The following is a 24,736-nucleotide window of genomic DNA, read 5'->3' as shown; positions in this document are numbered from 1 at the left end:
CTACCTTGTGCAGCGCGGCCTGTTTAATCGGTGAGCCGATAGATTCATTACAGCTGAGCCTGCGAACGGCGAGGCAGCGCTACCTGCATATGTTCGCCGGGCCCACGCGCAGCTTGGGGTTAGCCCCGGCGCAGCCCCATGCGCTCCACCGTTTCACCTTCGAAATCAAATTCGATGAGAATGGCCGGCTCGTCGCCCACCACCCAGCCGTCGTGGCCGGGCGCGATGGCTACGGCCTGCGGTGCCACAAACTCTTCCACGGCTCCGTCGGCGTACTGAATGCTAATCTGGCCGCTGGCCAGGAAGCCCACGTGCGCGTGCATGCACAGCGGCGTGCCCACAATGTCCTTTAGGCGTTGAGACCAGCGGAAGCCCGCCGGATACACAATGCGTTTCACGCGGGCGTTGCCGGTGGGCACCACGTCAACTTGCACGCCGCCGACTTCGCGGCGCGTGGCGCCCTTCATCGGGCCGAGCAGGGAGGAAGTATTCATGCCCTAACGTACTACATATTATTCACTTCTGCGCAGTGGCCACCACCCGGGTATTGGCGGGCAGCGGAACTTCGCGGGAGGTTTCGAAGGTGCCGGGTTCGGGGGCCGTTTCGTCCACTTTGCGCTGCACCACGCGCAGGCGGTGGCCATCCACGGTCAGCACGGCCAGGTCCTGGCTGATGCCGGTGGCGGCCGAGTAGCTACGGAAACCCAGCAGCATGCCGCTGGGGAAGTTGGCAGCCTTGGCCTTGGCGGCGTCCACCACGTCGGGCTTGCCCACAAATTTGCCCAGGTCGATGTCGAGGGACTGGCGGCCCTGCAGCACGAGGTGGGCGCTGGTGCGTGGGTGCGCGGGGTCGTCGGGGTCGGGGCTGGGCTTGAAGCGGAAGGAGGCCTTCATCGTTTCGGCTTCGGCCAGCTTGGGCGCGGCAGCGGGCGGGGCCGCTACGCCATCGGCGGGCGGGGCGGCGGCGCTAGCAGTGGCCGAGTCGGCCCGGGCGGCGGCGGCGGGCGGGGCCGCCGTTTCGGGCGCAGCGGCTACGGGAGCCGAGGTAACGGGGGCCGTCTGGTTGCAGCCGGCGGCCAGCAATAGGGCGCCCAACAACAAAGGAGTACGGTTCATGAATAACAAATTGCTCGGGCCAACCAGCTGGCTCGGGAAAGCAAGATTAAGCAAAATCAGGCGCATCCGCACACTTCCGGCGCGTGGCCCACAAGCCCAGCAGCGGCCCCGGCGCCAGCAGCCAAAACCAGAAGTCCGCCTCAACTTTATGGAGCACGACGGCAAAGCACTGCAAGCTTACAATCGTCAGGGCGAAGCCCAGGCAGGTTACCAGGGTAAGGGCCGTGCCCTTGATTGCTGCCGGAGCGTTCTGGGCCACCAGGGTCGAAAACTGCGGCGAATCGGCCGCGACGGCCATGCCCCAAATTCCCATCACCACGCCAAAAGCCGGCAGCGGCAACAGCAACTGCAGCGGACTCAGCAGGCAGCAGGCCCCCGAAATGGCCAAGGCCGCCCGAGCCGTGCGGCGGCTGCCCCAGCGCCGGGCCAGATAGCCGCCCGCCACGCAGCCCGGCGCCCCCAGCGCAATGACAGCGAAGGACCACCCCGGCCCCAACGCCCCTGCCTCGTGGTGACGCACCTGGTACGACCACAGCCACAGCGGCACAAACGCCCAGAACGTGTACAGTTCCCACATGTGACCGAAGTAGCCCAGCGCCGCTGCTCGAAACGGCCGGACGCGAAAGACCCGCCAAACGGCCGCGGGCTCCAGCCGGCTGCCGGCGCGGCGAAAAGGCCCATCAGGCACGCGCCACCACAGCAGCAGGCCGCCGGCCAAAGCCAAGCCGGAAGTGGCCAGCACCACGCCGCGCCAGGCCCCCTGCGCCGCCAGTAGCCGCAGCAGGTGCGGGAATGCCGTGCCCAGCACCAGCGCGCCCACCAGGTAGCCGAGGGCCTTACCCAAGCCGCCTTCAAAATAATCGGCGGCGATTTTCATGCCCACCGGGTAGATTCCGGCCAGGAAAAACCCTACCGCAAAGCGCAGCGCCAACACCGACGCCGTGGTCTGGCCGGGCAGCAGCAGGCCGGCATTGAACAGGCTGCCGGCGATGGCGCACAGCAAAAACAGCCGCGCGGGCGACATCCGGTCGGCCAGGGCCAGCAACGAGAACACCAGCGTGCCCACAATGAACCCAAACTGCACCGCCGACACCACCGTGCTCAGCGCCGTGCCGGCGAGGTGAGCGTCGCGCAGCAGGCCCGGCAGCACGGCATTGCCGGCAAACCAGAGCGAAGTGCAGGCAAACTGCGCGGCCACCACCAGCGGCAGCACCCGGCCAGCCGGCGGAGGCGTCGTTTTCAACTCAAGAAATGCGTGGGTGGGAACACGGCGCTAAACTTACGCACAGCGCCGCGCCCCCACTGGCCGCCAACAAAAAGCCCCGCCGTATTGGGCGGGGCCTTGTGCAACGGCAACTACACTACCAGCGGCGGCCATATCCGCGGCCACGGTAGTAATAGGGCCGTGGCGCTACGTACACCGGGCGCGGCGCCACGTACACGGGACGCGGGGCGTAGTAAACCGGGGCCGGCGGCACGGCATACACCACCGCCGGACGGGGCGGGTAGTAATAACGCGGCGGGGCATAATAGGCGCGCGGCGGGGGATAGTACCCGCCGCCGATGGTGACGGAAACCTGGGCACTGGCCGCGCGGCTGCTCAGTAGCAGCAAGAACAGGCCGAAAGCGAGAAACAGGGATTTGGGTCGCATAAGGCATTGCGCCGGGGCGCATGGTTGGAGTTGAAACTCAATTTACGCACCTTCGACCACAATACCTGCGCCGGGTTTAACGGCGCTTTAGGGCAGCGGTATGCGGAAAGTGACTTCGGTGGCCCCGCCGAAGATGCCGTAGCCGTTGCGCACGTTGGAAGCCAGCGGAGCGGGCTCGGCAAAGGGGTTGCCGTCGCTGTCGTAGTAGCGACGGCGCGAGAGGTAGAAGTTGTAAGTATCGGCCGTGATGCTGCTCACGTACACCTCGATGAAGCCCGGCTCCGGGCAGCGCGGGGTAAATGGAAAGCACGGGGTATAGAAGCGCACGTCCGAGGCCAGCACAATGCGCTGGCCGTTCACGTCGGTGTCGGCAAAGGGGTACACGCTGTACTCCTGCTGCGGGCTCGAGAGCTGAAACTGCCCGATGCTGCCGGCGGTGTTGCCCTGACTATCATAGTCTACATCGACTGCCGACCAATTGCCGGCGTTGCCCTGCTTATCGAGCAGCCGCGCAAAAGCCAAGTAGTAATTGGGGGTAGCGGGGTCGTCGCGCAGCACCACACTCAGGCGCCCCGTGTACTCTCCAGAGTTGGGGCCGGCCGTGGTGCGCGGCGTGTAGGCGCCGCTTTCCACCACCGGCGCCGCAGGCAGCGTGAGGGTGCTTTCGGCCGTTTCGAAGCCCGGCAGGGTGGCGCGCAGCGTGTAGGCCTGGCCCACCTGCGGCCGGAAGCCCAGCACCGGCTTGTAGTAGCCGGGCGGTCCCAGAAAAAAGCCCGACTGCGGGTCGGTGCCCGAGGGCCGGGGGCGGTAGCGCTCCACCACCTGGCCGGCAGCGTCGCGCAGGTCCACGGTGGCATCGGTGCGTCCCTCTAGCTGGCGGGTGTCGAAGGCGCTCTGGCTGTTGCTGATGTAGAGCTGCCGGCCCCGGTACAGCGCCGCAAAAGAAGAGTCCTGGGGGTTGGGGCTCAGGGTGAAGGCCAGGGCCACGCGCGGCGTGTGCGGTGGTTCGGGCAGGTCCACGGTGGTTTCGCAGCCGTCGAGGGCCGCCGCCAGGAGTAGCAGGACGGGGAAGGAAAGGTGTTTCATTGTGCTAAACTTTCAGAATGGCATGCCGAGCGCAGCGAAGCATCTCGCGTGGGGTAGTAATCACTCTTGCACGCGAGATGCCTCGCGGCGCTCGGCATGACGTTCTGTTAGCGAGGTTAAAACCGGAACGTCTTGCTAAACGACGGCAAAATGGGAAACAGCGACACCTGGCGGTAGCTCAGCTTATCGCTGCCTTGCCCGCGGCCCAGGTAGATGAAATAGGGGTTTTTGCGGTTGTAGGCATTGTACACGCTGAAGCTGTTCACCACCTCGCCCCAGCGCTTTTTCTTGGTGTGGCTCAGGTCGAGGTCGAGGCGGTGGTAGGCGGCCATGCGGTAGCTGTTGCGGGTGCCGTAATCCTCAAACGTGGGGCCCGTGTTGGGGCCCAGCGAATAACGGCCCTGCGAAAGCGTGACGGCCTGCCCCGTGCCGTACACGAACGTGCCCGACAGCGTGAGCGTGGGGCTGAACTCGTGGATGACCACCAGCTTGAAATCGTGCCGCCGGTCGTACTTGTAGGGGTAAGTCAGCCCTTGGTTCAGCTCCGCGAAACGGCGGTTGCTCCAGGCCAGGGTGTAGCCCACCCAGCCGGTGGTTTTGCCGGTTTTCTTCTGCAAAAACACCTCGCCGCCATACGCCCAGCCCTGGCCGCTGGTGATTTTGGCCTCGTAGTTATCGTCGGTGGTGCCCACAAAATCGGCGCCCTCGCGGAACTCAATCAGGTTCTGCATGGGCTTGTAGTAGGTCTCGAAGCTCAGCTCAAAGTCTTCGCCCTTGAAGCGCAGGTTGCGGGCCGCGCCCAGGCTGAACTGCTGCGCCTTCTGGGGCTGGGTTTTGGCCGTGGCGGGCACCCACAGGTCCGTCGGCAGGCCGATGCCGCTGTTGGTGAGCAGGTGCACGTACTGCGTGGTGCGGGCGTAGGCGCCTTTCAGGGCCCAGTCTTCGGTGAGCAGGAAGCGGGCGGCCAGACGCGGCTCCACGCTGGGGTAAAGCTTCTTCTCCACCACAAACGAGTTCAGGCGCAGGCCCACGTTCACCTTCAGCCGGTCGGTTAGCTTCACGTCGTCTTCGGCGTAGAGGCTGGCTTCGTCGGCACCGATGCGGCGGCCGGTGGCCTGGTTCTCGGCCGGGTCGGTGCTGCCCTCGCTCTGCAGGGCGCCGGGCCGGAACTGGTGCCGGATGTACTGCCCGCCAAACCGGATGTAGTGGTTGGGGTTGGGCACGTAGTCGAAATCGACCTTTGCGCTCACGTCCTGAATGTTGGACAGGTAGTTCAGGCTAAACTTGTCGGTGCGCGTTTGGCCGGTGCCGTTGGTGTACCGGTCTTCCTGCGTCGAGCCCACGTCGAACTGGTAGCGCGTGAAGGTGAGGTGGCTGTTCATGAACAGCCGGTCGTTCACCACGTGGTTCCAGCGCAGGGCGGCAATGCGGTTGCCCCAGCCCAGGGCGCTTTTCTGCTTGTAGTAGTCGCCGTTGTCGCGCTTGCTCTCGTCGTTGGCGTAAAACTCGTCGTAGCCCATGTAGCCGCTCAAGTAGAGGCGGTCGCGGGCGCCCAGCTTCCAGTTCAGCTTGCCGTTGAGGTCGTAGAAATAGTAGCCAGCCACCAGCCCGTCGCCCTGCGCCATGATGAGCGGCCGGGCCAAGATGTCGATGTAGGTGCGACGGGCCGAGAAAATGAAAGAGGCCGTGTCCTTCTTGATGGGCCCTTCCAGCGTGAAGCGCGAGGCAATGAGCCCGATGGCGCCCTCGCCGTGCAGCTTCTCCATGTTGCCCTCCTTCATCGTGATGTCGACCACCGACGACAGCCGCCCGCCGTAGCGCGCCGGAAACCCACCCTTTATCAGCTCCACGTTCTTAATGGCGTCGGCGTTGAACACCGAAAAGAAGCCGAACAGGTGCGAGGCGTTGTAGATGGGCGTGCCGTCAAGCAGCATCAGGTTCTGGTCGGGCGAGCCGCCGCGCACGTAGAGGCCGCTGCTGCCCTCGCCGCCCGCCTGCACGCCGGGCAGCAGCTGCAGCACCTTCAGCACGTCGGTTTCGCCAAACAGGGCGGGCAGCAGCTTAATCTGGGCCACCGGCACGTTGATGGTGCCCATGCGCGTGCTTTCGGCCACTTTTTCCTCCTTGCTGCCCACCACTTCCACGCCCGCCAGCTCCGCCGACGACGGCTTCAGCCGGAAATCGTGGGTGAAGCTGCGGTCGGCTTTTTGGGCCAGCCGCAGCCGCTCGTAGCCCAGCGCCGACACCAGCAGCCGCACCGAATCGGGAGAGGCCGCCAGCGTGAGCGAATAGAAGCCGAACGTGTTGGTGGTGGTGCCCTGGCCGGTGGCGGGGTGCACCACGGCCACGCCGGGCAGGCTCTCGCCGGTGGCGCCGTCGCGCACGTACCCACTGATGGTGAAGCGGTTGGCTTGCTGCGCGTGGGCGGTAGCGGCCCCCAGCAGCGCCGTGCTGGTCAGCACGGCCATGCGGAAAAGTGACTTCATGCAGAAGGAAAGGTGGAAGGAACCAGGGGCAATATCCTGGTGAGAGCCTCAACGGCAAGCCCCGGGATTTATTGGAGAGCGGGTTTGGGCGCGTGGGGTTGCCTCCGGCATTCGAAAAAACAACAAAAAAAGAACGTCATGCGGAGCGCTGCCGAAGCATCTCGCGTGGAGTCACTAATCCTGTCGATTGAATTACTACCCCACGCGAGATGCTTCGGCTGCGCTCCGCATGACGTGCTGAAACTTCGCTGGCGATGCAGCTGCTACCGCCTACTTCTTGCGGTATTCCGAGTTCAGGTAGGCCAGCACCGGCTCGGTGATGTCGAGGTCTTTCTGGCCGTAGGCGATGGTGCCGCTGGGGGCCGCAATCAGGATGAGCTTGTAGCCGTGCGACTTGCCGTAGGCCTGCACCTTCTTGTTCACGCTTTCGAGCACGGTTTGGGTCAGCTTGGCTTCTTCTTCCTGGGCCTGGGCCTGGATGCGCTGCTGGGCCTGGCCCGACTCCTGCTGCTGGGCCTGCAGCTTCTGCTCGGTGGCGGCGCGCTGCTCGGCGGTGAGGGTGGGCGCCTGTTTCTGGTAAGCCTCCACGGCCGAGCGGAAGTTGGCAATCAGCTTCTGATTCTGGTTTTCCCAGCCGCGGGCTTTGGCTTCAAACGCGCGACGGGCGTCCTTCATGCCCTGGTAGCCGTCCAGCATCTTGCCCGACTCCACGTACACGATTTTGCCGTCGTTGCTGGCAGCAGCGGCGGGCGCCGGGGCATCAGCAGTCGCGGTAGCTGCGGGTTCGGCGGCAGCGGCCGTGGTGTCGGCGGTGTTCAGTTCCGGCGAGGCCAATACGGCCGTCGACTTATCGGTGGCAACGGCCGGGGCCACCGGCTTTTGGTTGAAATGCAGGAAATACAAACCGGCCACGGCCAGGGCCAGCACGATGTTAATGGTGAGCTGAATCGGGTTTTTCATTGAAATGCACAGGTGAGGAAAAAACAAAAGTAAGGCGGAAGGCTGGGCTTAGCGGAGGAATCGGCTGTCGTCCACGCAGTGCCTCCCCTACTCCGGCACGGCAATGTGCAGCAGGGCGTCGCCCTGGTTCACCACCGGCATGTGATTCAGCCCGATGACGTAGCCGCTGAGCGGCGACTCCAGCCGCACCGACTGCTGGCCGTAGGGGTCGGCCACGGAGCCGTAAATCTGGCCTTTCTCCACGAACTGGCCATTCTCGACGTGCGACCGGAACAGGCCGGCAAAGCGGGCCCGCAGCCACGTGTGCCGCCGGCACACAATGCCGGGCCGGGCCGGGGCCGGGGCTTCGGGCCCGATGCCCAGGTGGTGCATCACGCGCAGCGTGCCGGCCAAGGCTTCCTCAATGCCGGGTTCGTCGAGCCGCAGGCTCTCGCCAGTTTCGTAAACGATAACGCGCTTGCCCAGCCCGTGCGCCGCCTCGCGCAGCGAGCCCGCCCGCAGGGCCGCGTGCAACGTAAACGGCGCCGCAAACGCGGCCGCCAGCGCGTCCACCTCGGGGTCGACGCCGAGCAGGCCGCGCACCTGCGGGTAGTTGGCCCGCGCCGCGCCGCCCGTATGAAAATCGATGCCGTAATCAATCAGGGGCATGATTTCGCGCATGAAGCGGTGCGCCACGCGCCCGGCCAAGGACCCGCGCGGAAACCCCGGGAACGAGCGGTTCACGTCCTTGCCGTCGGGCACGTCGCGGCTGAAATTCAGAAACCCGTAGATGTTGAGGATGGGGATGGCGATGATGCTGCCCCGCAGCGGCTGCAACAGCTCGCGCCGCACCAGCCGCCGAATGGTCTCGATGCCGTTCACCTCGTCGCCGTGCATGCCGGCCATGAGCAGCAGCGTGGGCCCGGGCTCCACGGCCCGAAACACGTGCACCGGCACGTCAATCACCGTGCCCGATGGCAGCCGCGAAATGACCAGGCGCGTGAGCACCTGCTCGCCGGGGTGAATGGTGAGGCCGTTGAGGTGAAAGGAGGTGGCGGGCGCGGGCATAAGCGTAAAGAACTGTCAGGCGGCTAGCTGAACAAAAACGAACGTCATGCTTCGCGGCGCGCTGCATGACGTTTTACTCCCAAGCCGCCTACTTCCCGCTGGGCACGTCCGACTGCGCATCTACGGCCTGGCTGGCGCCTTTTTTTGCTTTGGGCTTGGCTTTTTTCTTGCTGGCCAGCGCGGTGGTGTAGTCGATAATGCGGCCGGCAATGTCCTGCTTGGTGGCCTTTTCGATGCCTTCCAGGCCCGGCGAGGAGTTGACTTCGAGCACCAGCGGGCCGCGCTTGCTCTGCAGCATGTCGACGCCGGCAATGCCCAGGCCCAGGGCCTTGGTGGCCAGCAGCGCCGCCGCCTTTTCGGCGCGCGTGAGCTTGACGAGGGTGCCGCTGCCGCCGCGGTGCAGGTTGGAGCGAAACTCGCCCTCCTTGCCCTGCCGCTTCATGGCGCCCACCACTTCGCCGTCGACCACGAAAGCGCGCAGGTCGGCGCCCTTGCTTTCGGCAATGAATTCCTGCACAATGATGCGGGCCTTGAGGTTGTGAAACGCCTCAATCACCGACTGCGCGGCTTTGGCCGACTCGGCCAGCACCACGCCCAGGCCCTGGGTGCCTTCCAGGAGCTTGATGATGACCGGGGCGCCGCCCACCTGCTCTATCATCGTGGGCACGTCTTCGGAGAAGTTGGTGAAGGCCGTTTTGGGCATGCCCACGCCGGCGCGGCTCAGTATCTGCATCGAGCGCAGCTTATCGCGCGAGCGCACAATGGCCTGGCTGTCGATGGCGGTGCGCACCTTCATCATCTCAAACTGGCGCACCACGGCCGTGCCGTAGAACGTGACCGAGGCCCCGATGCGCGGAATGATGGCGTCGAAGCCGGCAAGCCGCTCGCCCTGGTAAATGATGCCGGGGGTGCCCTTTTCGAGCACAATGTTGCACTGCAGGTGGTCGATGACCACGGCTTCGTGGCCCTGGGCGGCCGCGGCCTCCACCAGCCGCTTGGTGGAATAAGAATTGGGCTCACGCGAGAGAATGGCCAGTTTCATCGTGGAGTGGAGAGAAGGCGGAAGGAATGGAAGGGAAATGGCACAACAAAAACGCGGCGCATTCGGCCCGCAAAACTACTCAGGGACGGGCGCGGCGCGCGGCCGCATGGGCCAGGGCTTTGTAGGAAAGGTTGCGCTTGGCCACGTCGACCACGAAGCGGCCCTGCCGCAACAGGCTGCGGCCCAGCAGCACCGGATACTTCATGTCGGAACGGTCGGAAAGCGAAAACTCGGCGTCAAATTCTTCGCCGTACAGCTGCACCGTGGCCCGAATGACGTAGCGCTCCTGCACCTCGCCGTTGGAAGAGCGGATGTCGCGCAAGGCAAAATCGGTGAAGGCGAGCGGACGGCCGTTGGCGTCGGCGTGGTCGGGGTCGAGCAGGCGCACCACCAGCACGGGGCGCTGCTGGGCGTCGGTTTCGATGTGGATGTCGGTGCAGTGAATGGCGCTGGTGTAGGCGCCGGTGTCCACCTTGGCCTCCACGCCGCCGAGGGCAAAGGCGGGAAAGTCGATGAGCTCGCGGCGGCCGAGCAAGCGCTTGGGAGGGCGAGGGCGGTTCATGGTGGTGAAGATAGGGCCGGCCGCCGCTTATCGGGGCCGGGCCGGCGCCCAAACCCATGGCATGGAAAGCAGTCCGGCCTCGGCCGGAGGACTTTCAAATCAATTGAAGCGCGCTCCGACCGGGGCCGAAACGTCCTCGCATCAATCTGAAAGCCCTCCGACCTCGGCCGGACCGGGTTCAATTCTCTTTTGCAGAAGAAAGGATTGGGGGCTGTATCCTAAGCCGTTGCTTAGCGGTATTTATCAAGGGGGTCGGCGACGCCCCGCTCACGTGCTAGGCGCTCGTACTCGCGCTGGGTGCGCTGCTCACGGCTCAGGCCGCCGTAGCCGTAGGCGGCCAAGCCGCTCAGCAGCACCCCAACTCCCCAGAAAGCAGTGCTCCAGATGGGCCAGGGAATTTCGCCGGTGTGATGGCGGTCCGTCAGGGCCCAAATGGCCCAGAGCAAGGCGTTCACCCACAGGTAGGTGAAGAGGTGCGATTGAAACTTGGCCCGGGACTTTGCTTTCTGCCACAGGTAAGGGTCGCGTTGCAGGGGTTCCATGAGCTTGAGGGGTTGGGGTTGGTTGGAATTGATGGTCAAAGATGGCCTTTCGGCCCGGGGCCGCGCCACTTCCCGTTGCCGAAGCGTCGAAGGCCGTAGCTGAGGCAGCATTTGCGGCTGCCGAAGCGTACGAGCTGAATCGCGCCTGGGCGCCCGGCATTACACCCAACTACCCAACATAAAAACGTCCTGCCGGACTTAGCCCGGCAGGACGTTCGATGCTTTTTGCGTTCCGCGTGTTCTGCACGCGATAAATCCGTCGGCTTACGCCAGCTCGCCCACGCCTTCCACCCGCTCGGCCACTTGCTGCATCAGCCACAGCGGGGTGCTGGTGGCGCCGCAAATGCCCACCGACTGCGCGCCGGCCAGCCACTCGTCGTTCACCTCCGTCTCGTTTTCAATGAAGTAGCTGCGCGGGTTCACGGCGTTCACCACCGAAAACAGGGCCTTGCCGTTGGAGCTTTTACGGCCGCTCACGAAGAGCACCACGTCGTATTCGGTGGCAAACTTGGCCAGGGCGGGCTCGCGGTTGCTCACCTGCCGGCAAATGCTGTCGTTGGCGTCGAAGCTGTCCAATTGGCCGCCGGCGGCCGCGATGCGGGCCTCCATCAGGGCCTTCATCTTGTAGAAGCCGGCCGTGCTTTTGGTGGTTTGGCTGAACAGCGTGACGGGGCGCGCGAAGTCAATCTGGTCCAGGTCGGCCTCGTTCATCACGATGATGGCGCGGTTGCCGGTCTGGCCCGTGAGGCCGGCCACTTCGGCGTGGCCCGGCTGGCCGTAAATCACAATCTGGCCGTTTTGGCGCTGGCTCAGGTCGAAGGCGTGCTTCACGCGGTTTTGCAGCTTGAGCACCACCGGGCAGCTGGCGTCAATCAGCTCTAGGTTGTTTTCGAGGGCCAGCTGGTAGGTTTCCGGCGGTTCGCCGTGGGCCCGGATGAGGACTTTGGTGTCGTGCAATTCGGCCAGCTGCTCGCGGTCGATGATGCGCAGGCCCAGCTGGTGCAGGCGCTCCACCTCCATGCGGTTGTGCACGATATCGCCCAGACAGTAGAGGTGGTGGCCCTGTGCCAATTCGTCTTCGGCCATTTGAATGGCGAATTCGACGCCAAAGCAGTAGCCGGAATTTTTATCAATCGTGACCTTCATGCTGGGAGTTTAACACCGCGCGGTGGCAAGGGGTTCGCCGGGGCAAAGGTACGGATTAGCCGGGCGGCAAGGCACACAGGTTGCCCTTGCCTTTAATCCGAATTTAATCCCAGCCCGCGGCGAACAACGCCGACGACACCCTATCCAGCACAAAATCGACCTGCTCGGTGATGGTGATGTGCGTGGTATCGAGCAGCACGGCGTCGGGGGCGCGGCGCAGGGGGCTTTCGGCGCGGGTCGAGTCGAGGTGGTCGCGCTTGCGCAGGTTCTCGATGATGTCGTCCAAGGGCACGATTTCGCCTTTCTCGGCTAGTTCTTCCTGGCGGCGCTTGGCGCGCAGCTCCACTTCGGCGGTCATGAAGATTTTCACCTCCGCATCCGGAAAAACGGTGGTGCCGATGTCGCGGCCGTCCATCACCACGCCGCGCTTGCGGCCCATTTGCTGCTGCTGGGCCACCATGGCGTGCCGCACCATTGGGATGACCGATACCTCGCTCACCGAGTTGGAGATGCGCATCTGGCGAATGTCGTCTTCGCGGTTGGCGCCGTTGAGGAACAGCTCGTTGCGGCCCGTGCGGCGGTTGCGGCGGAAGCTGATGTGGATGTTGCGCAGCGCCGCCTCAATGCCCGGCATGTCGTCGAAGGCAATGTGGTTTTCGAGCAGGTACAGCGTCACGGCGCGGTACATGGCCCCGGTGTCGACGTAGGCGTAGTGGAGCAGTTGGGCCACGGCCTTGGCGGTGGTGCTTTTGCCACAGGAAGAGTAGCCGTCAATGGCGATAACGAGTTGTTTCATAACGACGCGGGCGGCCATTGGCCCCGCAAGATTACGAAATCCAACCCTTACGCGCCGGCGCCGGGGCTTTCAGGCGGGCCGGCACCGAGGCAAAAAAAGCGGCCACCGACGCGCTTTCTCCCTCATTCAGTTGCGTATTGACCAGTTGGAAGGGATTGAAAAAAAATCTTCCGGCCATGCCCACGCCGGTGGTGCCGTCCTTGCCCGTGCCCCATTCGCCGCGGTACACCCGCACCAGGCATTGCCCCAGAAAGCAGCCCAGCGCCATCACCACGCCCTCGCGCTCGGCGGCGGGCAGCACGCCCCGCTGCGCCGTGATAAAATGGTCGAGGTGGGCCACGGCCTCGGCGTCGAAGGCCGGCAGGTTGAGCTGCTGGCGCACCTGCTCGGCGGCCAGTTCAATGGATTCGAGGGGCGTGGGGTTGGTTTCGGGCATGGCAATGACGTGAGGCGTGAGGCAAAAGCGGCCGGATTCAGCCCGCTGGTTCGCAAAGTAACACGCCCGCTGCCCTGGGGTTTGCGGCAGCCGGGCATTGGGCACGGCGTTTCGCAGCGGCGCTTAGTTGCGCCTGGCCCGTTTGTCGGCGATGTATTCGTTGAGCACCGCCGGCAGCTTGTCGGTGGTCAGGGAGCCCCATTTAACTTCCTTGCTCAGCCGCGCGTCGTCGGCAATCAACGGCTCGACAATGGCCCGCAGGTTGCTGCCCGACTTAGTCAGGCTCAGCCACTGCGGGCTGTCGTCGCGCTTGAGTATCCAGGCCTTGCTCATCTCATATTCGGTGGCCTCAGACTTGTAGCTTCGCATGCCCACGCCGTAGGGCGTCACCACGGGGCTGTGGTGCTCGGCATCTTCGCGCTTCATGGTGCCCCGGAACTGGTAAAGCGCCAGGCCCGCGCCCACCGCCCCTACCCGCACAAACGCAATGCGGTATTCCTGCTCGTCGGCCCCTATGGCCACTTTAAAATCCTTCAGCACCACAAACGAGTCCTGCTCCATCACGAAGCTGCTCACTTCGAGCGGCGTGTAGGCGGTTTTGGCGCTGGGGCTCACGGCCACAATCTTGTTGTAGTCGAGGTAGGCAATGGGGCCGTCCACCGTGCGGCCGTCGCGCAGGTGAATGCGGCCGGGCAAGGCCTTGGGCAGCTTGGCGGGCACGTCGGCGGCCGGCTTGCCAAACTGGTAGGTGTTCTTTTTCTGACCCCAGGCATTGCTCTGGGCCTGCACGGCCGGCGAGGCAAAGACGCCGGCCAGCAGCAGGGCAAAAAAGGTCTTGGTCATGGCTTGCGGCGGGGCCGATTAGGCCGTTGGGCACTTGCTTGGGAGAAATGGTCAGGACTTGGCTTTGGCGGTTTTGCGGGCCACGTACTGGCTGAGCAGGGCGGGCACGTCTTCGCGACGCAGGCTGCCCCAGCGCACCGAGGCCGCCAGCACTTGGTCGTCGGCCACCAGCGGTTCGATTACCTCGCGCAGGTTGCGGGCGCCGGAGGGCAGTGTGAGCCAGCGGGGGTTGCCGTCGCGGCGCAGCAGCCAGGCCGTGGTCATCACAAAGGTTTCCTGGCGGCCGCCGTACACCGGAATGGCCGTGTTGCCGGCGGCCATGTGCAGGGCCAGGCCGGCCCCCACCAGGGCCAGATTGCCGCCGTTCACTTGCTGGCGCGCCATCGTGCCCCGAAACTCGTAGAGCTCCAGCCCGGCGCTGGCCGCGCACACCCGCATGAAGCTGCTGCTGTAGTGCTCGGCGTCGCGCACGAGGGTGACGTAAAAATCGCGCAACACCGTGAACGAGTCGGTGCCCATCACGAAGCTGCTCACCTCGTCGGGCGAGTAGGTTTTTTCGGCGCCGTCGGGCCCGAGGGCTTTGAGGACGTCGCCGTCTTCCAGCCGCAACTGGGCGGGCAGCAGGCGGCCGTCGGCCAGGTGCAGGCGGCCGGGCTGCAGCGGCGGCAGTTTCTTCTTGCCCTGGGCCCAGGCCGGCGTCGCCAACGCGAAGCCGCTGAGCAGGAATACCATTACCCCCACACGGTGCCCGCGCAGAAAACGAGTAGAAAAAGCCATAATTGCCGGCAAACGTGAAAGGATGAGCAGGCAATAATAGTGGTTCTGACCGAATTATGGCCGGCCTTCCCATTGGCCCTTACGAGCCCGGGCGCGGCGTCATTTCCCGGTTTTAGCCGCCGTGTATTGCGCCAGCAGCTCCACCATTTTCTCAGGAGTGAAGGCCGAGGGAAACAGCCGGCGAATTTTCTTGCTGAGCTCGGGCTGGTCGGCCGTGAGGGCTTGCAGCAGGTCGTGGGCCTCTTTGGTTTGAGGTTGCAGCGTTTGCAGCTCCGGATGGGCAGGGGTGCGGAGCAGGAGCACCGTCATCACCTTCTCTTCATAGGTGCCCGTCTTTTTTTGGAGCAGGGCGCCGACGGCAACACCGGCTACGCCGTAGCTCATGCCGGTGCCAACGCTACTGAGCATCATTGCCTGCGAACTCGGCGCGGCCTTGTACACGTCCATGGTGCCCTGCAGACCATACAGCTCCAGCCCGCCCGCGGCTTGGTGCACCCGCACCATGGCACAAGGGTATTGCGTCAGCACGCCGTTCACCACCACGTCGAACTTGCGCAGCACGGCGAACGAATCGGCCCCAATCACAAAATTTTGCACCTGCACGGCCCCAAAGCGTTGCGGCTCTGCTGCACCATCCGCCTTCACCAGCAGCTCGTTGTCGCTGACCAGGCACAGGCTCCCGGCGTGCGAAACCCCATCGGCCAGCCGGTAGTGGCCCGGCCTGAACACCCGGGGTTCGGGCTTGGCACCGGCCGCCAGGGCGTGCAAGAGGCCCAGCGCCCCGCAAAAGACACCGCACAGAAAGAACCGCCCAAGGCGCCAGGAAAGTACGTGTCCGCTCATGGGCGCAAAATAGCGCCTAGTGCCCGCACGGGCACGGCACGCTCTTGCCGCGGCTGTGGTGCTTGTACCAGCTGGTTTTTTTCTGCTGCGAGGTGCGGCGGGCGCAGCCGCTCAACAGGCTGCCGCCCAGCACGAGCACCGTCATCACCAGCACCAGCCACGACCAGGATTTTTTCATAGCCAACTTATTTTATCTCAAAGTTAAGGTTCTTTGCGGCCCCGCCCACCGGCCGTCGCTTTTATCTCCCGCTCGCGCATGACTCCGTCTTTTTCGCTCACCGCCAACGTCGTCGACGTTTTCGCTCGTTCCATTCAGCCCGCCATTGTTTCGGTCGAAGACGGCCGCATCGTGGCCATTTCCCCCACCGACGAGGCCACGCCCGACCCGGCCCTGCCCTACGTGCTGCCCGGCTTCGTCGACGCCCACGTGCACGTGGAAAGCTCCCTGCTGGTGCCCACCGAGTTTGCGCGCCTGGCCGTGACGCACGGCACGGTGGCCACCGTCTCGGACCCGCACGAAATCGGCAACGTGCTGGGCGTGGCCGGCGTGGAGTTCATGCTCGAAAACGCCAGCCATTCGCCGTTCAAGTTCTGCTTCGGGGCGCCGAGCTGCGTGCCGGCCACGCCGTTTGAAACGGCCGGGGCCGAAATCACGGCCCAGGACATTGCCCGGCTGTTTGAAAACCCCAAGATTGGCTACCTGGCCGAGATGATGAACTGGCCCGGCGTGCTGCACCGCGACGCCGACGTGATGCAGAAAATTGCCATTGCCCAGGCCGCCGGCCGCCCCGTGGACGGCCACGCCCCCGGCCTGCGCGCCGACGACGCGGCCCACTACGCCAGCGCCGGCATCAGCACCGACCACGAGTGCTTCACGGCCGAAGAAGCCCGCGACAAGCTGGCCGTGGGCATGAAAGTGCTCATCCGCGAGGGCTCGGCGGCGCGCAACTTCGACGCCCTCATCGAGCTCATGCCGGAGCATTACGCCAACCTCATGTTTTGCTCCGACGACAAGCACCCCGACACGCTCGTGCTGGGCCACATCAACCAGCTGGTGCAGCGGGCCGTGGCCCTGGGGCACGACGTGTTTCAGGTGCTGCGCGTGGCCTGCATCAACCCCGTGAAGCACTACAACCTGCCCGTGGGCCTGCTGGGCGAAGGCGACCCGGCGGACTTCATTGTGGTGAAAGACCTGCGCGATTTCGAGGTGCTGCAAACCTACCTTAACGGCGAACTGGTGGCCGAAAAAGGCCAGTCGCGGCTGCCGGCCGCGCCCATTGCGGTGGTCAACAACTTCCACGCCGGGCCCGTGGCCGCGGCCGATTTCCAGCTGCCGGCCCCGGCAGCGGCCCAGCCCACCGCACGCGTCATCCAGTGCTTCGACGGCCAGCTCATCACGGCGCGCGTCGACCTGCCCGCGGCAATAGCAGACGGCCTGGTGGTGCCCAACGTGGCCGAAGACGTGCTCAAGCTGGCCGTCATCAACCGCTACCAGCCCGGCGTGGCGCCGGCCGTGGCGTTCATTCGCGGCTTTGGGCTGCAGCACGGCGCGCTGGCCAGCAGCGTGGGCCACGACTCGCACAACATTACCGCCGTGGGCTGCGACGACGCCAGTCTGGCCCGCGCCGTAAACCTGGTCATCGGGGCCAAAGGCGGCTTGGCCGCCGTGGGCGCCGACGGCCGCGAAATCCTGGTGCCGCTGCCCGTGGCCGGCCTCATGTCGGACCAGGACGGCACGGCAGTGGCCGCGGCCTATGCCGCCGTCGACGCCCTGGCCAAGGAGCTGGGCTCGCCGCTGGGCGCACCGTTCATGACGCTCTCGTTCATGGCGCTGCTGGTCATTCCCAGCCTGAAGCTGAGCGACAAAGGCCTGTTCGACGGCCAGCAGTTCACGTTCGTGGACGCGGTGGAGTAGAGACGCATATTTGCGTCTCGTCGTTGAACGATGTACGTCCCCGGTTCTGGTTGTTCAACGACGAGACGCAAATATGCGTCTCTACTCCACATGCCCTTATTCATGAATTCATCGCGCCTTATTTACGGCCTCGCCAGCGGCTGGCTGCTGGTGGCACTGGCCCAGCCGGCCGCCGCCCAGAAATACCGCACCGCCGCCGGCCTGCGCAGCGGTGGGGGCAGCTACGGCCTCACCGTGCAGCAGCTGGTGCTGCCCAAAACCACGCTCGAAGGGCTGGGCATGCTCTCCGAGCGCGAGCGCAGCGCCACGGTGCTGGCCGAACGGCACTTCGGCATCCTCGGGCCCAGCCTCAACTATTACCTGGGCGGCGGCGGGCACTTTGGCACCCACAAAGACGACGGCAACTTCTGGGGCTTCGACGGCCTGATTGGGGCCGAGTACAAGCTGCCGTTTGGACGCATCGTGCTTTCCTTCGATTTCAAGCCCACCGTCGAGTTCAACTCCGCCGACTGGAACCGCTTTCCCACGGCCTTTTCCGTGCGCTACATCATCCTCAAGCAAAAGAAAACGGGCATTTTTCAGGACCTCATCGACAAGGTGAAGGGTAACTAAAAAGCCCCGACTCGGGCGGAATCGGGGCTTTTTCATGAGGCGTAGTAGAATACTTACTGAAAGCGCTTTTCCAGCAGCTTCAGCATCTTTTCTTCAGTGAGGGGCTTGGTGAGGTACTCCACGTTGGGGTACTTGGCCACGCGGGCAGTGTCGGCGCCGTGCATGGAGGTGGTGAGCACGGCCATCACCGTTTTGTCCTGCACGGGCTGGGGCAGGGCATTGTACAGCTCCAGAAACTCGAAGCCCGACACGCCGGGCATTTTCAGGTCCACAAACACCAGGTCGGGGGCAGGCGTTGAGCTGCCGCCCTGGGCGCTGCCCCACAGCTGCTCGAAGGCCTCATCGGCCCGCGAGAAAGTGCTCACGTGGTCGGCTACGGCTAGGCGGCCCAACAAGCGGTTGTTGAGAAAGCTGGTCGTTTCGTTGTCGTCAACGAGTACAATGTGGTTCAAATTAGCAGACATGGATAATAGAGTTATTTCTGGCTTCCACGAAGATACCGCACAGGAACGGCCCCGGCAATGGCCCAGCTTTGTTAGAGCCAGCCCTGGGCGCGCATCCAGTCGTCGTTGTAAATCTTGCCCAGGTACCGGGTGCCGTGGTCGGGCAGCAAAATGACCATCGTGTCTTCTTCTTTGAGGTGTTCACGGGCGTACTCCAGGGCGCCGTGCACCGCCGAGCCGCAGCTCCAGCCCACAAACAGGCCTTCTTCCTTGGCCAGCCGGCGGGTCATGAGGGCAGCGTCCTGGTCGGTTACTTTCAGAAACAGGTCAATCACGTCAAAGTTGACATTCTTGGGCAAAATATCTTCGCCGATGCCCTCGGTTTTGTAGGGGTAAATCTCGTTTTCGTCGAAGATGCCCGTCTCCTTGTACTTCTTAAACACCGAGCCGTAGGTGTCGAGGCCCAGCGTGAAGACGTTGGGGTTCTGCTCTTTCAGGTACTTGCTCACGCCGCAGATGGTGCCGCCCGTGCCCACGCCGGCGGCCCAGTGCGTGATTTTGCCCTCGGTGCCGTTCCAGATTTCGGGGCCCGTGTGGTCGTAGTGGGCGGCGGTGTTCGAGAGGTTGTCGTACTGGTTGGGGTAGAACGAGTTGGGCGTTTCCTGGTTGAGGCGACGAGCCACGGAGTAGTAGCTACGGGGGTCGTCGGGGGCCACGTCGACGGGGCACACCACCACTTCGGCGCCCACGGCGCGCAGAATGTCCTGCTTTTCCTTGCTCTGCTTGTCGCTCATCACGAAGATGGTTTTGTAGCCTTTCGCGATGGCAGCCAGGGCCAGGCCCATGCCGGTGTTGCCGCTGGTGCCCTCGATGATGGTGCCGCCCGGCGTGATGATGCCGGCCTTCTCGGCGTCCTCAATCATGCGGATGGCCATGCGGTCCTTCACCGAGTTGCCGGGGTTGAAGTACTCCACTTTGGCCAGCACCGTGCCCTTGATGCCGTCGGTGACTTTGTTGAGCTTAACGAGCGGAGTATGGCCAACGGCCTCGATGACGTGGTTGAAATACATTGAAACTAGGTGGGTGGGGATGGGTTAAAATGAGGGTGCAAAGGTAAGGATTGTGACGGCGGGGCGGGGCTCTTTCCGTCGTCATGCGGCAACGCCGGTTGCACTGAGCGCGGCGAAAGCCCTACTCACGGAAGAACGGCGGGCAGCATTTCGGGCGGTGCAGGCGTGAAAAGGTCCTTCGCTGCGCTCAGGATGACAGGCGGTTGGTTATTGACATCAAGCGCCTTGCCCTAGCCCCAAAAAGCCCTACTTTTGCACCACCGTTGCCCGTCCGGGCCACCCTCCCACCACCATCAAATTTCCCAAAAACACCTCCGAATGAGCGTTCTGGTCAATAAAAATTCCAAGGTTATCGTGCAGGGCTTCACCGGCTCCGAGGGTTCGTTCCACGCCCAGCAGATGATGGACTACGGCACCAACGTGGTGGGCGGCGTGACGCCCGGCAAAGGCGGCTCCGAGCACCTCGGCCGTCCCGTGTTCAACACCGTGGCCGAGGCCGTGGAGAAGGCCGGCGCCGACACCAGCATCATCTTCGTGCCCCCGGCTTTCGCCGCCGACGCCATCATGGAAGCCGCCGACGCCGGCATCAAGGTGATTATCACCATCACCGAAGGCATTCCGACCAAGGACATGATTGCCGTGAAGCAGTACCTCTCCGAGCGCCCCGAGGTGACGATGGTGGGCCCCAACTGCCCTGGCGTGATGACCGCCGGCGAGTGCAAAGTGGGCATCATGCCCGGCTTCATCTTCTCGAAAGGCAAAATCGGCATCGTGTCCAAGTCGGGCACGCTGACCTACGAAGCCGTGGACCAGCTCACCAAAGCCGGCCTGGGCCAGACCACGGCCATCGGCATCGGCGGCGACCCCATCATCGGCACCACCACCAAGCAAGCCGTGGAAATGCTGATGAACGACCCCGAAACCGAAGGCATCGTGATGATTGGCGAAATCGGCGGCGGCATGGAAGCCGAAGCCGCCCGCTGGATTAAGGAAACCGGCAACAAGAAGCCCGTGGTGGGCTTCATCGCCGGCCAAACGGCCCCTCCCGGCCGCCGCATGGGCCACGCCGGCGCCATCGTGGGCGGTGCCGACGACACGGCCGCTGCCAAAATGGCCATCATGCGCGAGTGCGGCATCCACGTGGTGGATTCGCCGGCCGAGATTGGCGATACCATGCTGCGCGTGCTGGGCGGCAAGTAGGCTTCGGCCTGCCTTTAGCAATTTGGTTCTTGAAAAAGCTCCGACCCTTGCGGCCGGAGCTTTTTTATTTACCTTCACCCAACATTCATTTCTATACCCGAAAGCTTATGAGTCAATTGTTTACACATTTATTTTTGGTACTAACGCTACTCGTCGCCAGCCCGGGGGCCCGGGGGCAAACGCTAACGGCGACACCAACCAGCCTGGGTGGCTTCACCACGGCGGTAGGCACGCCCGCGGCCCAGCAGGCGGTGACGGTGAACGGCAGCGGCCTGACCGGCAACGTGACTGCCACCGCGCCCGCGGGGTTTGAGGTGTCGTGGACGTCCGGCTTTAGCTTCGGCTCGTCCATCGTGCTGACCCAAGCCGGTGGCCGATTTGTCAACATTCCGCTGTACGTGCGTATGACCGGCGCCGTGCTGGGCCCGGTGAGTGGAACCGTAAGCATCACCAGCCCGGGGGCGCCCACCCAAAATATTGCCGTATCCGGCACGGTGACCGCCGCTCCCACGCCCAATCCGGCCAGTATCCTGAATAGCATTGCGCCTACTTCCGGGCTTGGCGGTACCCTGGTAGTCGTTAATTTTTACGGCAGTGGGTTTGTACCGGGCGCCACGGTTAGCATGCAAGCCGGCTCCGTCAGCATCACCGCCACCTATGTTTCTTCTACGCAGCTAACCGCAGTGGTTGCGCTTCCGAGCGTGTCGGCCCCGGTGACTACTTATTTCAACGCGGGCAACCCGCCGCCCGGTGGCGGGGGCAGCTCCATGGGAGGAATGAAGTTTTTCACCATCAATCCCGGCCCGCCCACCATCACGGGCTTCACGCCCACGAGCGGACCGGTTGGCACCAGCGTCACCATCAACGGCACCAACCTTGCGCCTGGCAGCTTCGGCTCCAGCATTTTTTTCAATGGCGCGCAAGCTGCGCCTTTCCCTAGGGTGCCGAATCCGACGGAGATTTACGCGGTAGTGCCTGCTGGCGCCACCACTGGCCTCATTAGCGTGACGAATCCGAACGGAGCCGCCGTAAGCGCCGTGCCGTTCACCGTAACGGCAGCGCCGCCCGCTTTTTTTGAGGACTTTGAAACCGGTACCAAAACCGCTTATGCACCCGCCTCGGTGCAGTTGCAAAGCGGCGGCTGGACCCTGGGCGAAGCCCTGATTGGCACAACCAGCGGGGCCGATAAATTCAACGGTCTCAAATCGGCGCGGCTGCGCGGGGGCGGGTTTGTGGAGATGGACGTGGACAAGCCCAACGGCGCGGGCGTGGTCACGGTGAGCGCGGCGGGCTACGCCACCGAGACCGGGGCCTCTTTTGTACCCGAAATCTCGACCGACGGCGGCGTCACTTTCACTAGTCTGCTGGGCACGGCGCCTCCGCCTACTCTTACCAATACCCTCACGCCCTATTCTTTCACAGCCAACCGAGCGGGCAACGTGCGCCTGCGCTTTAGCAGCACCAACACCGCTGGTGCCACCAACCCTCGCATCAACATTGATGACATCGGCATGACCGATTACCGCGTGGGCACCGCTGCACGGGCGGGCCAGCAACTGCCGGAGCTGCGCGCATTTCCCAATCCGGCGCAGGACCGAGTGGCGGTGCTGGGCACCGGTAGCGGCCCGGTTCGGTGCAGCTTATATGACTTGACCGGAAGGCGGCTGTTGCTTCCGGTCCTTTTACCGACCGACGGAATGCTAGTACTGCCTGCAGGTTTGCCGGTTGGCCTCTACCTGCTGCAAGTGGAAACGCTGGCCGGCCGACGCACCCTGAGGGTGGCCACTCAGTAAGCACGCGCAGGGCGCCGGCTGGCTGTGGTAGCAGGGAGCCGTCGCGGCGCGCAGGCTATTCCTCTAGCGTGGTGTTCTTGTCGAGGTTGATGACGATGCCGACCTGAAACACCGAATTGGCCGCCTTCAGGTACTTGTTGTTGCGGAAGCCGAAAATCTGGCCGCTGATGAGCTGCAGCTGCACGGGACCGGCAATCTGGGTGCGGGTGAAGGTGATGGGCTCGAAAAACACGTTGTTTTCGCCGGGCGCGGGCAGGCCGTCGATGCGGAAGTTGTTGAGCTGCATGTAGCTCATGCGCAGCGCCGCGCCGTAGGTAAGCGGGAAGTCGCGGTTGAAGAGGTGGATGTTGTCGCGCTTCTTACGGGCGTAGTTTACCTGAGCAAATATTTTGGAAAGGCTGCCGTCGAGGGTGCGGGTGGTAAGTTGGGCCTCGTTGCGCTCGGTGCGCTGGGTGGTGCCCCCGCCCGCGCCCACGTACACTTCCAGCACGCGCTTGTCGGGCAGGCGGGTGAAGTAGCCCAGGCTGGCTTCGCCGAAATCGATGTCTTCGGTCTTATCGGACTTTTTGCGGTGCAGCGACGAAAACGTGCCCGCCACGGCCAGGTGGTTGGTAAGGCCATAGGCTCCCTGCAGGGCATAGTTGGTGTGCTGGTTGGTGCTCACGGCGCCGTAAAACTCGCCCTGGTGCGTGAGCATGGGCGCGTGGGGCGGCGGCGGGAAATACAGGGAGGCGCAGCCCGTGAGCCCCGTTAGAACCAGCAAAAGAACAACGCGCAGCAAGTGCTTCATACAGCCGAACAAAGAAGAAAAAAGACGTCAGATAACGCCTGATACGGCAAGTTCGTGTTTCTGCCGGACTTCGCGGCGCTTTTCTACAGTCGTGCTCAGTCGCGCGGGCACGCCCCAGCGTATGTAAGCCCAACCTTTTCCTTATTGCACCACCCCATGCCCGCCACTTCATTCGATGCCATTATTATCGGGGCCGGCCAGGCCGGCACGCCCCTCGCCTACGCCCTGGCCGAAGCCGGCCGCCGCGTGGCCATGGTGGAAAGCGACTTCCTGGGCGGCTCCTGCATCAACTACGGCTGCGCGCCCACCAAGGCCTTGCTGGCCTCGGCCCAACGCGCCCACCACGTGCGCACGGCCGGCGCGCTGGGCATCAAGGCGCCCGAGCCGGAAGTCGATTTCCCGGCTGTGATTGAGCGCATGCACCGCCTGCGTCAGAACTCGCGCGACAGCCTGCACCGCAAGCTCACCGAAGACCGCGACGGCATTACGCTCGTTCGGGGAAGGGCCCGGTTCACGGCGCCGCACAGCCTGCACATTGCCTTGGTGGGCGGCGGCGAACAGCAGCTCACCGCGCCGCTCATCTTCATCAACACCGGCACCACAGCCGCCGTGCCCGACCTCGACGGCCTGGCCGACAGCGGCTACCTCACCAGCGACTCGCTGCTGCTGGGCCTCACGGAGCAGCCCGAGCACCTGCTCATCATGGGCGGCAGCTACATCGGCGTCGAGTTCAGCCAGATGTTTCGGCGGCTGGGCACCCGCGTCACCATCGTCGACACGAAGCCGCGGTTGATGTCGCGCGAAGACCCCGACGTGAGCCACCCGCTGGAACAATGCCTCGCCGACGCGGGCGTGGAGCTGGTGCTGAGCGCCGAAACCCGCCGCGTGGCCCGCGCCGCCGACGGCCGCATCACCCTCACCGTGGCCACCAAAGATGGCGAGCGCCGCCTGCACGGCAGCCACCTGCTGGTGGCCGTGGGCCGCGAGCCGAACACGAAAGACCTGGGCCTGGAGCACACCGCCATCACGCTGAACAAGAAGGGCTACATCGAAGTCAACGAGCACCTGCAAACGGGCACGCGCGGCGTGTATGCGCTGGGCGACGTGAAAGGCGGCCCGCAGTTCACGCACATCAGCTACGACGACTACCGCATTGTACGCGACGCACTGCTGCACGGCAGCCAGCGCACGACGGAGCACCGCCCCCTCCCCTACGTGGTGTTCACCGAGCCGCAGCTGGGCCGCATCGGCCTCTCAAAAAATCAGGCCAAAGAACAGGGCATTGCCTACCGTGTGAGCCGGCTGCCGGCCCGCACCATCGGCCGGGCCCAGCAGACGGGCGAAACCGACGGCTTCGTGGAAGTGCTGGTGGGCGACGACGACCGTCTGCTGGGCGCGGCCGTGTTTTGCGAGCAGGGCGGCGAAATCATGACCATGTTCCAGCTGGCCATGGCCGGCAACCTGCGCTACCAGGAATTGCAGAACATGATTCTGGCCCACCCCACCTGGGCCGAGGTGCTGAACAACGCCTTCCAGCGTCTGAAGCCGGGCGAGTAATGCTGGTATGGGGGAATACTAA

25 protein-coding genes and 1 pseudogene are annotated in these 24,736 nt (G+C 64.1%); 5 read left to right on the top strand and 21 right to left on the bottom strand.

The annotated features are described in order from the left end of the window. Nucleotides 1-119: 119 nt before the first annotated feature. The 18 genes from JAO73_RS17130 to JAO73_RS17045 all read right to left on the bottom strand — a co-directional run bounded on the left by JAO73_RS17130 (nucleotide 120) and on the right by JAO73_RS17045 (nucleotide 15,512). On the bottom strand, nucleotides 120-494 hold the full coding sequence (locus JAO73_RS17130; protein WP_198978361.1) for a cupin domain-containing protein: 375 nt from the start codon (nucleotides 492-494) through the stop codon (nucleotides 120-122). Nucleotides 495-516: 22 nt separating this feature from the next. Further along, nucleotides 517-1,116 carry a hypothetical protein gene (locus JAO73_RS17125; RefSeq protein ID WP_198978360.1) on the bottom strand — a complete coding sequence of 200 codons (600 nt, stop codon included), beginning with the start codon at nucleotides 1,114-1,116 and terminating at the stop codon, nucleotides 517-519. 46 nt (nucleotides 1,117-1,162) lie between these two features. Continuing rightward, nucleotides 1,163-2,359: an MFS transporter gene (locus tag JAO73_RS17120; RefSeq protein ID WP_198978359.1), complete on the bottom strand. Its 1,197-nt coding sequence runs from the start codon at nucleotides 2,357-2,359 to the stop codon at nucleotides 1,163-1,165. A 118-nt stretch (nucleotides 2,360-2,477) separates the two neighbouring features. Continuing rightward, nucleotides 2,478-2,768: a hypothetical protein gene (locus tag JAO73_RS17115; RefSeq protein WP_198978358.1), complete on the bottom strand. Its 291-nt coding sequence runs from the start codon at nucleotides 2,766-2,768 to the stop codon at nucleotides 2,478-2,480. Nucleotides 2,769-2,855: 87 nt separating this feature from the next. Further along, nucleotides 2,856-3,854, bottom strand: a complete 999-nt coding sequence (locus JAO73_RS17110; RefSeq protein ID WP_198978357.1) for a DUF4249 domain-containing protein — start codon at nucleotides 3,852-3,854, stop codon at nucleotides 2,856-2,858. Nucleotides 3,855-3,970: 116 nt separating this feature from the next. Beyond that, nucleotides 3,971-6,340, bottom strand: a complete 2,370-nt coding sequence (locus JAO73_RS17105; RefSeq protein ID WP_233169260.1) for a TonB-dependent receptor — start codon at nucleotides 6,338-6,340, stop codon at nucleotides 3,971-3,973. A gap of 270 nt (nucleotides 6,341-6,610) precedes the next feature. Next, a complete protein-coding gene (locus JAO73_RS17100) occupies nucleotides 6,611-7,300 on the bottom strand; it encodes an OmpH/Skp family outer membrane protein (protein ID WP_198978356.1) in 690 nt (229 codons plus the stop codon). A gap of 87 nt (nucleotides 7,301-7,387) precedes the next feature. After that, nucleotides 7,388-8,347, bottom strand: a complete 960-nt coding sequence (locus JAO73_RS17095; protein WP_190922851.1) for a succinylglutamate desuccinylase/aspartoacylase family protein — start codon at nucleotides 8,345-8,347, stop codon at nucleotides 7,388-7,390. Nucleotides 8,348-8,435: 88 nt separating this feature from the next. After that, nucleotides 8,436-9,389 carry a 30S ribosomal protein S6--L-glutamate ligase gene (gene rimK, locus JAO73_RS17090; protein ID WP_198978355.1) on the bottom strand — a complete coding sequence of 318 codons (954 nt, stop codon included), beginning with the start codon at nucleotides 9,387-9,389 and terminating at the stop codon, nucleotides 8,436-8,438. Nucleotides 9,390-9,468: 79 nt separating this feature from the next. After that, the gene (locus JAO73_RS17085; RefSeq protein WP_198978354.1) at nucleotides 9,469-9,951 is read right to left on the bottom strand and encodes an ATP-dependent zinc protease family protein; all 483 of its coding nucleotides are present in this window, start codon (nucleotides 9,949-9,951) and stop codon (nucleotides 9,469-9,471) included. A gap of 230 nt (nucleotides 9,952-10,181) precedes the next feature. Next, nucleotides 10,182-10,493: a 2TM domain-containing protein gene (locus tag JAO73_RS17080; protein ID WP_190922848.1), complete on the bottom strand. Its 312-nt coding sequence runs from the start codon at nucleotides 10,491-10,493 to the stop codon at nucleotides 10,182-10,184. Nucleotides 10,494-10,757: 264 nt separating this feature from the next. Continuing rightward, on the bottom strand, nucleotides 10,758-11,639 hold the full coding sequence (locus tag JAO73_RS17075) for a 4-hydroxy-3-methylbut-2-enyl diphosphate reductase (RefSeq protein ID WP_190922847.1): 882 nt from the start codon (nucleotides 11,637-11,639) through the stop codon (nucleotides 10,758-10,760). Nucleotides 11,640-11,742: 103 nt separating this feature from the next. Then, complete coding sequence (cmk, locus tag JAO73_RS17070; RefSeq protein ID WP_198978353.1) at nucleotides 11,743-12,435, bottom strand: (d)CMP kinase; 693 nt, start codon at nucleotides 12,433-12,435, stop codon at nucleotides 11,743-11,745. A 31-nt stretch (nucleotides 12,436-12,466) separates the two neighbouring features. After that, nucleotides 12,467-12,871: a hypothetical protein gene (locus tag JAO73_RS17065; protein ID WP_198978352.1), complete on the bottom strand. Its 405-nt coding sequence runs from the start codon at nucleotides 12,869-12,871 to the stop codon at nucleotides 12,467-12,469. Between the two features lie 123 nt (nucleotides 12,872-12,994). Further along, nucleotides 12,995-13,714, bottom strand: coding sequence for a hypothetical protein (locus JAO73_RS17060; RefSeq protein ID WP_198978351.1), 720 nt, complete (start codon nucleotides 13,712-13,714; stop codon nucleotides 12,995-12,997). Nucleotides 13,715-13,765: 51 nt separating this feature from the next. After that, a complete protein-coding gene (locus JAO73_RS17055; RefSeq protein ID WP_198978350.1) occupies nucleotides 13,766-14,491 on the bottom strand; it encodes a hypothetical protein in 726 nt (241 codons plus the stop codon). A gap of 99 nt (nucleotides 14,492-14,590) precedes the next feature. After that, nucleotides 14,591-15,334: a hypothetical protein gene (locus JAO73_RS17050; RefSeq protein ID WP_198978349.1), complete on the bottom strand. Its 744-nt coding sequence runs from the start codon at nucleotides 15,332-15,334 to the stop codon at nucleotides 14,591-14,593. 16 nt (nucleotides 15,335-15,350) lie between these two features. After that, nucleotides 15,351-15,512, bottom strand: coding sequence for a hypothetical protein (locus JAO73_RS17045; protein ID WP_190922841.1), 162 nt, complete (start codon nucleotides 15,510-15,512; stop codon nucleotides 15,351-15,353). A 78-nt stretch (nucleotides 15,513-15,590) separates the two neighbouring features. On the opposite strand from JAO73_RS17045, the gene ade reads away from it, so the two are divergent. Both ade and JAO73_RS17035 read left to right on the top strand, forming a co-directional pair. Next, the gene (gene ade / locus JAO73_RS17040) at nucleotides 15,591-17,249 is read left to right on the top strand and encodes an adenine deaminase (protein ID WP_198978348.1); all 1,659 of its coding nucleotides are present in this window, start codon (nucleotides 15,591-15,593) and stop codon (nucleotides 17,247-17,249) included. A 102-nt stretch (nucleotides 17,250-17,351) separates the two neighbouring features. Next, on the top strand, nucleotides 17,352-17,861 hold the full coding sequence (locus tag JAO73_RS17035) for a hypothetical protein (protein ID WP_198978347.1): 510 nt from the start codon (nucleotides 17,352-17,354) through the stop codon (nucleotides 17,859-17,861). A gap of 53 nt (nucleotides 17,862-17,914) precedes the next feature. Here JAO73_RS17035 and JAO73_RS17030 read toward each other — a convergent pair whose 3' ends face one another. Continuing rightward, a complete protein-coding gene (locus tag JAO73_RS17030; protein WP_198978346.1) occupies nucleotides 17,915-18,325 on the bottom strand; it encodes a response regulator in 411 nt (136 codons plus the stop codon). Between the two features lie 74 nt (nucleotides 18,326-18,399). Further along, nucleotides 18,400-19,374: pseudogene (locus JAO73_RS17025) on the bottom strand (PLP-dependent cysteine synthase family protein); the annotation flags it as partial. Between the two features lie 318 nt (nucleotides 19,375-19,692). Here JAO73_RS17025 and sucD point away from each other — a divergent pair. Together sucD and JAO73_RS17015 are read left to right on the top strand one after the other, a co-directional pair. Continuing rightward, nucleotides 19,693-20,574: a succinate--CoA ligase subunit alpha gene (gene sucD / locus JAO73_RS17020; protein ID WP_198978345.1), complete on the top strand. Its 882-nt coding sequence runs from the start codon at nucleotides 19,693-19,695 to the stop codon at nucleotides 20,572-20,574. Nucleotides 20,575-20,708: 134 nt separating this feature from the next. Next, on the top strand, nucleotides 20,709-22,367 hold the full coding sequence (locus JAO73_RS17015; protein ID WP_198978344.1) for a choice-of-anchor Z repeating domain-containing protein: 1,659 nt from the start codon (nucleotides 20,709-20,711) through the stop codon (nucleotides 22,365-22,367). Between the two features lie 55 nt (nucleotides 22,368-22,422). Here the strand turns inward: JAO73_RS17015 and JAO73_RS17010 are convergent, their stop codons facing one another. Then, on the bottom strand, nucleotides 22,423-23,157 hold the full coding sequence (locus tag JAO73_RS17010; protein WP_198978343.1) for a hypothetical protein: 735 nt from the start codon (nucleotides 23,155-23,157) through the stop codon (nucleotides 22,423-22,425). A 156-nt stretch (nucleotides 23,158-23,313) separates the two neighbouring features. Between JAO73_RS17010 and JAO73_RS17005 the strand changes: the two genes are divergently transcribed. Further along, nucleotides 23,314-24,714: a mercuric reductase gene (locus JAO73_RS17005; RefSeq protein ID WP_198978342.1), complete on the top strand. Its 1,401-nt coding sequence runs from the start codon at nucleotides 23,314-23,316 to the stop codon at nucleotides 24,712-24,714. The last annotated feature ends 22 nt before the right edge of the window (nucleotides 24,715-24,736 follow it).

The sequence above is a fragment of the Hymenobacter miniatus genome (assembly GCF_016427455.1).
In the GTDB taxonomy this organism is placed as follows: Bacteria; Bacteroidota; Bacteroidia; order Cytophagales; family Hymenobacteraceae; genus Hymenobacter; species Hymenobacter armeniacus.
This window is presented reverse-complemented; position numbering and strand designations above follow the sequence as displayed.

Coding starts and splice junctions, on each gene's coding strand:
- JAO73_RS17005 (WP_198978342.1), top strand. CDS start 23,314: ATGCCCGCCACTTCATTCGATGCCATTATTATCGGGGCCGGCCAGGCC.
- JAO73_RS17065 (WP_198978352.1), bottom strand. CDS start 12,871: ATGCCCGAAACCAACCCCACGCCCCTCGAATCCATTGAACTGGCCGCC.
- JAO73_RS17095 (WP_190922851.1), bottom strand. CDS start 8,347: ATGCCCGCGCCCGCCACCTCCTTTCACCTCAACGGCCTCACCATTCAC.
- JAO73_RS17060 (WP_198978351.1), bottom strand. CDS start 13,714: ATGACCAAGACCTTTTTTGCCCTGCTGCTGGCCGGCGTCTTTGCCTCG.
- JAO73_RS17105 (WP_233169260.1), bottom strand. CDS start 6,340: ATGAAGTCACTTTTCCGCATGGCCGTGCTGACCAGCACGGCGCTGCTG.
- rimK (WP_198978355.1), bottom strand. CDS start 9,389: ATGAAACTGGCCATTCTCTCGCGTGAGCCCAATTCTTATTCCACCAAG.
- JAO73_RS17050 (WP_198978349.1), bottom strand. CDS start 15,334: ATGAGCGGACACGTACTTTCCTGGCGCCTTGGGCGGTTCTTTCTGTGC.
- JAO73_RS17125 (WP_198978360.1), bottom strand. CDS start 1,116: ATGAACCGTACTCCTTTGTTGTTGGGCGCCCTATTGCTGGCCGCCGGC.
- JAO73_RS17010 (WP_198978343.1), bottom strand. CDS start 23,157: ATGAAGCACTTGCTGCGCGTTGTTCTTTTGCTGGTTCTAACGGGGCTC.
- JAO73_RS17110 (WP_198978357.1), bottom strand. CDS start 3,854: ATGAAACACCTTTCCTTCCCCGTCCTGCTACTCCTGGCGGCGGCCCTC.
- cmk (WP_198978353.1), bottom strand. CDS start 12,435: ATGAAACAACTCGTTATCGCCATTGACGGCTACTCTTCCTGTGGCAAA.
- ade (WP_198978348.1), top strand. CDS start 15,591: ATGACTCCGTCTTTTTCGCTCACCGCCAACGTCGTCGACGTTTTCGCT.
- JAO73_RS17085 (WP_198978354.1), bottom strand. CDS start 9,951: ATGAACCGCCCTCGCCCTCCCAAGCGCTTGCTCGGCCGCCGCGAGCTC.
- sucD (WP_198978345.1), top strand. CDS start 19,693: ATGAGCGTTCTGGTCAATAAAAATTCCAAGGTTATCGTGCAGGGCTTC.
- JAO73_RS17045 (WP_190922841.1), bottom strand. CDS start 15,512: ATGAAAAAATCCTGGTCGTGGCTGGTGCTGGTGATGACGGTGCTCGTG.
- JAO73_RS17080 (WP_190922848.1), bottom strand. CDS start 10,493: ATGGAACCCCTGCAACGCGACCCTTACCTGTGGCAGAAAGCAAAGTCC.
- JAO73_RS17055 (WP_198978350.1), bottom strand. CDS start 14,491: ATGGCTTTTTCTACTCGTTTTCTGCGCGGGCACCGTGTGGGGGTAATG.
- JAO73_RS17035 (WP_198978347.1), top strand. CDS start 17,352: ATGAATTCATCGCGCCTTATTTACGGCCTCGCCAGCGGCTGGCTGCTG.
- JAO73_RS17115 (WP_198978358.1), bottom strand. CDS start 2,768: ATGCGACCCAAATCCCTGTTTCTCGCTTTCGGCCTGTTCTTGCTGCTA.
- JAO73_RS17075 (WP_190922847.1), bottom strand. CDS start 11,639: ATGAAGGTCACGATTGATAAAAATTCCGGCTACTGCTTTGGCGTCGAA.
- JAO73_RS17100 (WP_198978356.1), bottom strand. CDS start 7,300: ATGAAAAACCCGATTCAGCTCACCATTAACATCGTGCTGGCCCTGGCC.
- JAO73_RS17130 (WP_198978361.1), bottom strand. CDS start 494: ATGAATACTTCCTCCCTGCTCGGCCCGATGAAGGGCGCCACGCGCCGC.
- JAO73_RS17030 (WP_198978346.1), bottom strand. CDS start 18,325: ATGTCTGCTAATTTGAACCACATTGTACTCGTTGACGACAACGAAACG.